General features: G+C 60.6%; 9 protein-coding genes. 1 reads left to right on the top strand and 8 read right to left on the bottom strand.

The annotated features are described in order from the left end of the window. Nucleotides 1-149: 149 nt before the first annotated feature. From AC2VNM_RS07720 to AC2VNM_RS07685, 8 genes are all read right to left on the bottom strand, one after another. Complete coding sequence (locus tag AC2VNM_RS07720; protein WP_483167010.1) at nt 150-719, bottom strand: ANTAR domain-containing response regulator; 570 nt, start codon at nt 717-719, stop codon at nt 150-152. Nucleotides 720-727: 8 nt separating this feature from the next. Beyond that, the gene (locus tag AC2VNM_RS07715; protein ID WP_215872454.1) at nt 728-1,087 is read right to left on the bottom strand and encodes a sirohydrochlorin chelatase; all 360 of its coding nucleotides are present in this window, start codon (nt 1,085-1,087) and stop codon (nt 728-730) included. Next, nucleotides 1,084-1,875, bottom strand: coding sequence for a uroporphyrinogen-III C-methyltransferase (gene cobA / locus AC2VNM_RS07710; RefSeq protein WP_483167011.1), 792 nt, complete (start codon nt 1,873-1,875; stop codon nt 1,084-1,086). The genes AC2VNM_RS07715 and cobA overlap by 4 nt, the downstream gene beginning before the upstream one ends. Nucleotides 1,876-1,887: 12 nt before the next feature. Beyond that, entirely contained in the window at nt 1,888-2,904 is a 1,017-nt protein-coding gene (gene ybiB / locus AC2VNM_RS07705) for a DNA-binding protein YbiB (RefSeq protein ID WP_483167012.1), read from the bottom strand. Next, on the bottom strand, nt 2,901-5,660 hold the full coding sequence (locus tag AC2VNM_RS07700; protein ID WP_483167013.1) for a nitrate reductase: 2,760 nt from the start codon (nt 5,658-5,660) through the stop codon (nt 2,901-2,903). Before AC2VNM_RS07700 ends, ybiB begins: the two co-directional genes overlap by 4 nt. Then, nucleotides 5,657-5,977, bottom strand: coding sequence for a nitrite reductase small subunit NirD (gene nirD / locus AC2VNM_RS07695; RefSeq protein ID WP_483167014.1), 321 nt, complete (start codon nt 5,975-5,977; stop codon nt 5,657-5,659). Before nirD ends, AC2VNM_RS07700 begins: the two co-directional genes overlap by 4 nt. 12 nt (nt 5,978-5,989) lie before the next feature. Next, a complete protein-coding gene (gene nirB, locus AC2VNM_RS07690) occupies nt 5,990-8,428 on the bottom strand; it encodes a nitrite reductase large subunit NirB (RefSeq protein WP_483167015.1) in 2,439 nt (812 codons plus the stop codon). A gap of 220 nt (nt 8,429-8,648) precedes the next feature. Beyond that, entirely contained in the window at nt 8,649-9,284 is a 636-nt protein-coding gene (locus tag AC2VNM_RS07685) for a hypothetical protein (protein ID WP_486913077.1), read from the bottom strand. Between the two features lie 15 nt (nt 9,285-9,299). On the opposite strand from AC2VNM_RS07685, the gene AC2VNM_RS07680 reads away from it, so the two are divergent. Further along, nucleotides 9,300-9,613: hypothetical protein (locus tag AC2VNM_RS07680; protein ID WP_486913076.1), on the top strand; the 314-nt coding region annotated here is incomplete at its 3' end.

Here is a 9,613-nt window from a genome sequence, read left to right as displayed (position 1 = left end):
GCATCAGTCAGCGTAAAACGTCACCAAGACTTGAATATGGCCACCCGAGGGTTAGGGCTCCTACTGCCCGCTCTACCGATTTCTTTCACATTTATGTTAACGATAGCAGATGACTATCGGCAATTTTGGCCCCGGATAACAGGCTCCCCTCAAAGGTTCCGGATTTCGATAATCTGCAGCGCGATTTCAATCAATTTTTTCCCCTGGTTCATTGCCAGACGACGCATTCGCTGGTAGGCCTCAGCCTCCGTGATCTGCAGGTCCCGCATGACGATGCCCTTGGCCTGTTCGATGATCTTGCGTTCATTCAAAGCGGTACGAGTGCTGCTCAATTCTTGGCGCAGTTGGCGGTATTCCGCATAGCGTAATGCCGCAACTTTGAGGATGGGGGCTATGTCGCGCGCAGCGATTCCGTGCGCCACATAGGCAGCAACCCCGGCGCGAATGGCGCGACGCATGGTGTCTTCATCCTCCGGGGCGCCCAGCACCACCACCGGAAGCTCCAGGGTTTCACTCAGGAAAACGATGTGTTCGAGGACGTCGCGTGCGGGGGAGCTGGCATCAGCGATGATGACTTCTGCTTGGCATTCCTCTACGCGCTGCCAGGACAAGGTCTGCCACGAAAGGACGGCAGGGACACTGTGGCCTTCTGCGATCAGTGCATCGCGCAGAATGGTCACGCGCGCGTCATCGTCATCGATGAGAACGATTCGGTACATAGGGGCGGTCAGGCCAGGAGACGCAACACCGCCGAGCGCACGATTTCGGACTCCCCGACGGGCGGGTCGAGAGTGATCTTACAATCGGGCAGGTCCGTCGCCAGCTCCTGCAGGATTCGTGGTACATCGTCACGCAGGTGGCGTCCACGACTCCAGAACAGGGGGGTAATCTGGAAATTGCGGCTACCCCGGGCGAATTCCGCTTGGATGGCTTCTGGCAAGCTCGGCGACCATAGTTCCAGGTAGCAAAGAACGATGCGGCGCTGGGAATGGGCGGCTTGCAAGTCGGCGGCAATCCATTCGAAGGGCTGGCGCCATTCGGGGTCGCGCGAGCCATGGGCGAGGAGTAGTTGCACCGGATGGGTCATAGGCATTGGATGGGAAGAACAGGGACGGCTGGCGAGGGTGTCGGCAGCCAAGCCAGTATATCCCCCAACTCCACCACTGCGCCAATGATGAGTATCGCCGGACTGCCAATGCCCGCACGGGCGATTGCCGCGGGCAACTCCTGCACCGTGCTGCGCAGTTGGCGCTGTTCCAGGGTCGCCCATTGGATGGCTATCGCCGGGGTCAGCGCTGGCATCCCGCCGGCCAGTAGACCGGCACAGATCTGGGCGATCTGCGCGATCCCCATGTAGATGACCAGGGTGTCGGCAGCCCCGGCATAGCGTGCCCAGTCGATGGCCTCGGAATTGCGCGCCTGTTGCCCAGTGCAGAACAGCACCGACCGGCTCATCTGCCGGTGGGTGAGGGGAATGCCGGCATAGGCGGCGGCACCCATGGCACTGGTAATTCCGGGAATGATTTCGTACTCGATGCCGGCGGCGCGCAGAGCGAGGCATTCCTCACTACCGCGCCCAAAGAGAAATGGATCCCCACCTTTTAGCCGCAGCACCCGTAGCCCCTGGCGCGCGGCACGGATCATCTGCTCCTGGATGCGCATTTGCTCGGTGGAAACTTGCCCGCCCCGCTTGCCGACGTCCACCCGCCGGCAACGGGGTGGAGCCAAAGACAGGATGGCAGGATTGGCGAGCGCGTCATAAAAGATCACTTCTGCCCTCTCCAGACGGCGCAGCGCACGAAGAGTCAGAAGATCAGGATCGCCGGGACCGGCGCCTACCAGAGAAACCGGATGGAGGGAGGAAGAGATCGTCATGAGAGTTTTCCTTTAGGCCGCGATACGGGTGAAGGACTGCCGCAGCAAGGCACGCGCGGTGGCCAGGTCCGCACAACGACCGCTCAGTAGCAGCAGCGCCGCAGTCTGTTCGGCAATGGCGAGGGGTAAAGCCCGCCGGCCGTCGAGCACGGCGGAAATGAATTCGCTGGTACTTGCCGCGAGATTATCTGGCAGCTCCGGTAGTTGCGCGAGGGAGGCATGGTCTTTGGCCAGCAACAACCGGCTCTCCCCTTGATGACAGAGAAAGAGATCGGGACGACGCTGAGGATTGGCGAAGGGCTCCCCCTCCGTTGCGCGAAAACAGAGGGCGGGAATCTCCGTAGCCAGGAAAAATTCCTGCAAACGCTGTAGATACGGGGGGTGGGTGACGGCCGCACAGACGATCGCCTCTTGCGGCGCAAAAGGATGCAAACCTTTGAGCAACGTGTGCACACTGGAACGGATTCCCAGGTTTTCGCGCAAGGCGAAGATGCGCGCCAATCCTGGCTGCCAGGCCGAAAGCGGCAGATAGACCAACCCTTGCAACTGAAGTAGGGTCTCCGCTTGCGCGAGGTTTGCCGCTGCCGCCAGACCCAAGTGCTCCAAGATCTGCCCTGTGTGGACTCGCCCTTGCGGCGAATGGTCTGCGGATGCCGATCCAGGCAGGTCATCGAGATCGGCGCCATGGATCAGGACCGGGACACCGCAACGGGTGAGGGTGAGCGCCAGGAGGGGCAGGAGATTGGCGCACCGTCGCGTGCCATTGTAGCTGGCGAACACGACGGGGCGCAGGCGACCGGGTCGGGAAATGGTGCTCATGCGGGCGCGAACGGCATCGTGAAAGCCCAGCAGTTCGTCAAGGCTCTCGCTCTTGATGCGATAGGCCACCCAGAAGGCTCCCGCATACAGCTCTGGCAATTCGCCATGCAGCCAAGCGCCCATGAGCTCCTCGGCCTCTTCCCGCCGCAAGTCTTCGGCATGTTCACGGCCACGGGCGACGCGACTGAGATATTGCTTCCACGTACTCATGAGGCCTCCGCCAAACGACTCTGAAGTAACTGTTGAATCTCTGGCTTGCAGGAACCGCATTCCGTCCCTGCGCCACAACACTGCATGACGCCCTCCAGGGTATCGGCACCATTGGCAATGGCTTGCCGAATAGTCTTTTCGTCGACGCCCTTGCAGGCACAAATGCCCCGCGAACGCTCCCACGCCCCCAGATTGTCTGGTACCCGAGGCGCCAACAAAGCCAGACGGAAGGCGTCGATGGCCGTCCTCTCCAGGAGGAGCTGACGCAACCAATCCAGGGTTTGTAAACCGCCCCACAGGCGCAAGCCGGTCAAGCGTCCGCCGCGGATACGCAAGCGCTTGCTCACGCCTTGGCGAGGGTCTTCGTAGAGCAGGGTATCCGCGCCGGACAAAGCGAGTGCTGTGTCCCAACGCTGGGCCAGTTCCGACTCCGGTGCCTGCTCCGCAGCCACCCGCAAAAGGACTGCTGCACCGTGTTTGGATACCAGGGGCGTGATGCTGGCATAGGGAAAGCCCTGGGCCAGTTGGCGTAGGATCGCGGATAGGTCTCTCGTGTCGTCTTCTACCAGTGCTGCCGCCTCCCAGGGGAGTTCGGCGGCACTGATGCGCACCGCCGTATGCTTGAATTCCGGTTCGCCGGAGTACGGGTCGATGGCCGCCAGGGTCACGCTGTTGCACAGGGCCGCCGGGGAATACCGTGAGCCAAAATGCATGGGCACAAAAAGCAGACCACGCTGCAGACTGTCATCGTACTGCAGGCGGTACAACGCCGCGCCACGGCGGCTTTCGACGTGCACTAATTGCCCTTCCTGCAGCCCGTATTGCCGCGCATCCTGCGGGTGGATGGCGAGCAATGCCTCTTCGGCGCTGGCGAAGAGGCTCGCTGCCCTGCCGGTACGCGCCATGCTGTGCCACTGATCGCGCAGGCGCCCGGTCGTCAGGCGTAGGGGGTAACGGGCGTCGATTTCCTCGGCTACTCCCAGATGCACCGGGGCATGGAAACGGGCCCGACCGCTGGGGGTGGGGAAGATGCCATTGGCATAGAGCCGCACTTGGCCACTCTTTGCGCAGGCAGGGAAAGGCCACTGTTGCGGACCTTGCCTATCGAGAATGGCGATTTCCAGGCCGCCGATATCGAGATCCCGTCCAATCGTGCAGCGACGGTATTCGGCAAAGATGCTGGCCGTATCTTGAAAGGAAAACATGCGCAAGGCCCGCTGCTGCCAGGAGTCGTCTTTACGATCCGGCAGGGGTACGCTCAGGCGGTCCAGGGCCAAAGCCAGAGCGTGGGCAAAGTCGCAGAATATCTGCCAGTCCGGTCGGGCGGAACCCGGCGGGGGAACGGCCGCCTGCAGGTGGGAAATACGCCGTTCGGAGTTGGTGACCAGGGCCTCGCGCTCGCCCCAACTCGCTGCTGGCAGGAGCCAATGGGCAAAGGGCATGGTTTCGCCATCCAAGTAGCTCTCTTGCAAAACGACCTGTTCGGCAGTGCGCAAGGCTCGTTCCACCTGTTGGCGATCCGGTAGGGAGAGCACGGGATTGGTGCAGGTGATCCAGATGGCTGCCAGATCCCCCCGCTCCAGCGCCTGGAACATGGGCACGGCGGTGTATCCCGGCTCCGGGTGCAGGGTTTCGACACCCCAAAGCTCGGCAATGGCGGCGCGATCTTCGCCATTGGCAATCTCCCGATGCCCCGGTAACAGGGCCGGCATTCCCCCGGTCTCGCGCCCGCCCATAGCATTGGGCTGACCGGTGAGACTGAATGGGCCAGCGCCTGGACGCCCGATCTGTCCGGTGGCAAGGTGCAGGTTGATCAGGGCAACATTGTTGTCGGTACCGTGGGCCGACTGGTTCAGACCCTGGCACCACAAGGAGAGAACCGCGGGCGACGTGGCGAAGAGCTCGGTCGCCCGCTGCAGATCGGCTTCGGCAATCTGACAGAGCTCGGCCACGCGCTGCGGCGTATATTCCTGTACCCGCCGTTTGAGTTCCTGCCAGCCCTCCGTATGCTGTTGAATGAAATCGGTGTCCAGCCTGTCATTCCAGATCAAGAGGTGCAAGATGCCGTGGAACAGAGCCACATCAGTACCCGGCAGGATGGGGAGAAACAGATCGGCAATGCTGGCCGTTGCCGTGCGCCTTGGGTCGACGACGATGATGCGCAACTCGGGACGCTGGGCCTTGGCCGCTTCGATGCGACGAAAAATGATCGGGTGGGCATACGCGACATTCGCTCCCACGATGAACAGACAGTCGGTCCGTTCCAGATCTTCGTAGCTGCAGGGCACGGAATCCATACCCAGGCTCCGTTTATAGCCCGTCACCGCCGATGCCATACATAGGCGGGAGTTGGTGTCGATATGATTGGTGCCGAGAAAACCTTTGGCCAGTTTGTTGACCACGTAATAGTCTTCCGTCGGCAACTGGCCAGAGACATAAAAGGCGAGGGCCTGGGGTCCACGATCCCGGTAGACCTCGGCCCAACGGGTGGCGATCTGGCGCATACTCTGCTCCCAGCTGGCCTGCTGCCACGTTTCCTCGGCCACCCGCTGCAAAGGGACAGTGGCACGGCCGGAGCCGTGCACTGTCTGCGCCAGCGTCATACCCTTGCTGCAGAGCTGGCCAAAATTGGCCGGATGTTCAGGATCTCCGCGCACGCCCAGGATCCGCTCGCCATCATGTTCGATGAGAACCCCGCAACCTGTGCCACAGTACGGACATACGGACCGGCTTTCGCGTAGGGCTGGGGGGTTCACGACTGCATCTCCGGCAGACCCAGCCAGATTTCCTCGCCTTCCGTTTTGAGAGGAAAGGTCTTTACGCAGCCTTGATCGGGAGGCAGAGCTTGGCCGCTCTCCAGGTCGATCTGCCAGTTGTGTAACGGGCAGAATACCGTCTTGCCCGACACGAAGCCCTCCGAGAGAGGACCACCGCGATGGGGACAGCGGTTATGCACTGCGAATAACTCGCCTGCTTCGTTACAGAGCACGGCAATCTGCCCTGCTGGCGTCTCCACATAGCGACCCCCACCCAGGGGCACTTCGTCTATCCTGCCCAAAGGAAACCATTCCATATTCTGCCCTCCTCAGGCGGATACCCGCCGCAGCGGCGCGGCGTGAATGTCCAGGCGGCCGGAAACCGCTTCCGCCCAGGGGTCCTTCTCCTGGGCAATCGCAAAATCCAGGCGCTCTGCCAGTTCCACTCGTTGGGCCAGATCGTCGATGACCCGCGACTTGATCTGCTCCAGGCCGACCCTCTCCACCCAGGGCGCCGTGCGTTCCAGATATTGCGCATCTTCGCGGTACATCTGCAGAAAGGCTTTGCTGATCTGGATGACCTCGGCCTCGGTCTTTACCTTGGCCAGGAGGTCGGCCGCCCGTACCTTCATGCCACCATTGCCACCCACATAAATCTCCCAGCCAGAATCGACGCCGATTACCCCGACGTCCTTGATCGTGCTTTCGGCGCAGTTGCGTGGGCAGCCGGAGGCGCCAAGTTTGACCTTGTGCGGCGCCCACATCCGTTCCAGATTCTTTTCCAGATCGATGGCGAGTTGGGTGCTGTCCTGTACCCCGAAGCGACAAAACTCCTTGCCCACACAGGACTTTACCGTGCGCAAGGCCTTGCCGTAGGCATACCCGGAGGGCATATCCAGTTCCGCCCAAATCAGTGGCAATTTTTCCTTGCGTACTCCGAGCAGATCGAGGCGTTGTCCGCCGGTGAATTTGACCATGGGCACGGCATGACGCTCGGCGACCTCGGCAATGCGCTTCAGTTCTGCCGGTGTGGTTACCCCACCGTAGATGCGGGGAACGACGGAGTACGTTCCGTCCTTCTGGATGTTGGCATGGGCGCGCTCGTTGATGAAGCGTGCCGATGGGTCATCCTTGCTCTCAGCAGGCCAGGCGGTGCGCACATAATAGTTGACGGCGGGACGGCAAGTGGCACAACCGCCGGGATGTCGCCAGTCGAGATAGCGAAAGACATCGCGCACCGACAGCAGCTTCTCTTTGCGAATGGCGTCACGCACCTCCTGATGGCTGTAATCGGTGCAGCCACAAAGGGCCTTCTTGCGCGCGCTGCTGTCATAGACTCCTCCCAGGGTGCTGACCAGGAGCTGTTCGACGAGACCGGTGCAGGAACCACAGGAGGCACTGGCCTTGGTACACTTGCGAACCTCTTCCAGGGTGAAGAGTCCATCACGAATGGCGCGCACGATCTGTCCCTTGCTGACCCCGTTACAGCCGCAGATTTCGGCACTGTCCGCCAGGCGCGCGGCTTGATTGACGCCGGCATGTCCGGCATCGCCCAGATGGGTTTCGCCAAAGAGAAGATGGTCACGCAGGGACGCGACGTTGTTTTTGTCGCGCAGATATTCGAAGAGCCAGGGACCAATGCTGGTATCGCCATAGAGCAGGATCCCTGTGATGGTATCGCCCTGCAGGACCACTTTTTTATAGATTCCTTGGTGGGCATCGAGCAGGGTGAGTTCTTCCGTACCCTCGCCACCGAGAAAATCCCCGGCCGAAAACAGCTCGATTCCGGTTACCTTCAATTTGGTGCTGGTAACCGACCCCTGGTAGCGCATTCTCCCATATTCGGCCAGATGGTTGGCGGCCACCTTCGCCTGTTCGAAGAGGGGCGCCACCAGCCCATAGGTCATGCCGCGATGCTGCACACATTCGCCCACGGCATAGATCCTTGGGTCGTAGGTTTGCAGAGTGTCGCTCACCAATATCCCTTGCTCGCAGGCGAGGCCTGCGGCCTGGGCGAGGGCGATACGCGGGCGGATGCCCACGGTCATCACCACAATTTGTGCGGGAATCTGGCTCCCGTCCTGAAATTGCAAGCCTTCCACGCGGTCCGTGCCCAAAACGGCGGCACTTTCCCGCTCCATCAGAAAACGGATACCGCGGGCCTCTATTGCCTGCCGCAAGAGTGCACCGCCGCGGGCGTCCAATTGCTTGTCCAGCGGCCAGGCCCGCCGGTGCACGACAGTCACTTGCATGCCGCGGGCATTCAGGCCATGCGCCACCTCCAGACCCAGCAGGCCGGCACCGATGATGACTGCCTCGCCACCGTCGGCACTCACCTGCGTCAGCGCCTCTACGTCGCGCATGTCGCGATAGGAATAGACGCCGGGGAGATCATTGCCCGGGATCGGCGCCAGGGCTGCCGCCGCACCGGTAGCGATCAGGACGCGATCATACGGTACCTTCTCCCCCTGCGCGGTGATGACTTGACGCCGCACGCGATCGATCTGCGTAACCAGGCAGCCGGTGCGCAGGGTAATGCCGTGTTCCTGGTACCAGTCATGATCATTGAGAATGGTCTCCTCCAGGCGCATCTCGCCGGCCAGCACCGGAGTCAGAAGAATACGGTTGTAGTTGGGGTGCGGCTCATCGCCGAAAACCGTGATCTCGTAGAGGTCAGGAGCCATCTTCAGCAACTCTTCGACGGTGCGGATGCCGGCCATGCCGTTGCCAATCACCACCAAGCGTGCCTTTCGTGTCTTGTTGCCCATCGTGACGTTTCTCCAAAGAAAAAAGGCGCAGTCAGCCGAAAATGCTGACGACGCCTTTGCCGTTTCACATACCAACAATCAGGGAGATTGCTTCAGTTCATTCACAGCAATTAACATGCCAGAACTTCACCTCATAAAATACAATAGGTTATGAATTTTCCAGGAGTATCCTGCTATCGGATAGTGCATCCCATGGTGCACGATGCACTATCATGGTGCGTTAGAAGCTTGCCGTCACGAATACCCAGGCGCCTTCGGTATTCACTCCGTACTGGTTTTTCCGGTAATCGGCATACTGCACCCCGGCCGTCCAGTGCGGCGAGAAGCGATGAATGGCCGATAGATCGATCTCGTGGCCATAGGCTTCGCTGTGGTAGGCGCTACGGAAGTCATAATAGGTCGCCTGCAGTGCCGTGCCCAAAAGCTTGCCCTCCACGGTGAAATAGAGACTGCGCAAACCCTGCGGCGGGGTAGTAAGAAAGACCTCCGCCCAGCCATTGAAGGCGTGTTTGGTGGCGAGTGGCGTCTGGAATCCATAGCTGCCCTTGTCATTGCTTCCCATCACCATGTAATCGGCGAGTACGCCAAGCCCGGACCAGCGCACCCCACTGCCCAGGTGGTAATACTGGGCATCGACGAGGGGACTGCCGCCGTCATATGGTAGCTGCTTGGCATAGCTGGCGTCGTAGGGGATCTGCAGGGAAGCAGAAATCGGTATGCTGCCCTGCAGGCGTACGCCGAGGGTCTGGCTGTTGCAAACCTGGGCATTGCCTGTCAGAAAACAGCCGGCAGCTCCAGGGATCGCGCTGTTCGCTTGATTTCCATACCAATAACCAAACGCTTGCGCATGAAACAAGGGCGACGGCTGCCAATGGACCTCGCCCAGAAAGGTCTTGCTCGGCACATTTTCATTGAGGATGTTTTTGATACGCCAGATATAGGCGGCATAGACACCCAGGCTGCTGCTGGGATTTTCCTGGAGGGAAACAGCATCAAAGGTCTGAGGAGTTTGCCGAAAACCGACCGCCCCGACAAAACGTTGGTCGTCGAGTGTAGCAGCAAATTAGTAATGTCCGCTTTCGGCACGTTAGAAATGTCCGCCTGGAAGAGTAGAGAGGCAAGGACGAATGACGCAGGAGCGGATAGAGATGAGCGAGCGGGAGCTCAAGCGGTTTGCGGTGCTGC

The organism is Acidithiobacillus sp. TH-A67 (assembly GCF_057473545.1).
Note: the sequence above shows the minus strand (reverse complement) of the source record. Positions and strands in the feature narration are given on the sequence as shown.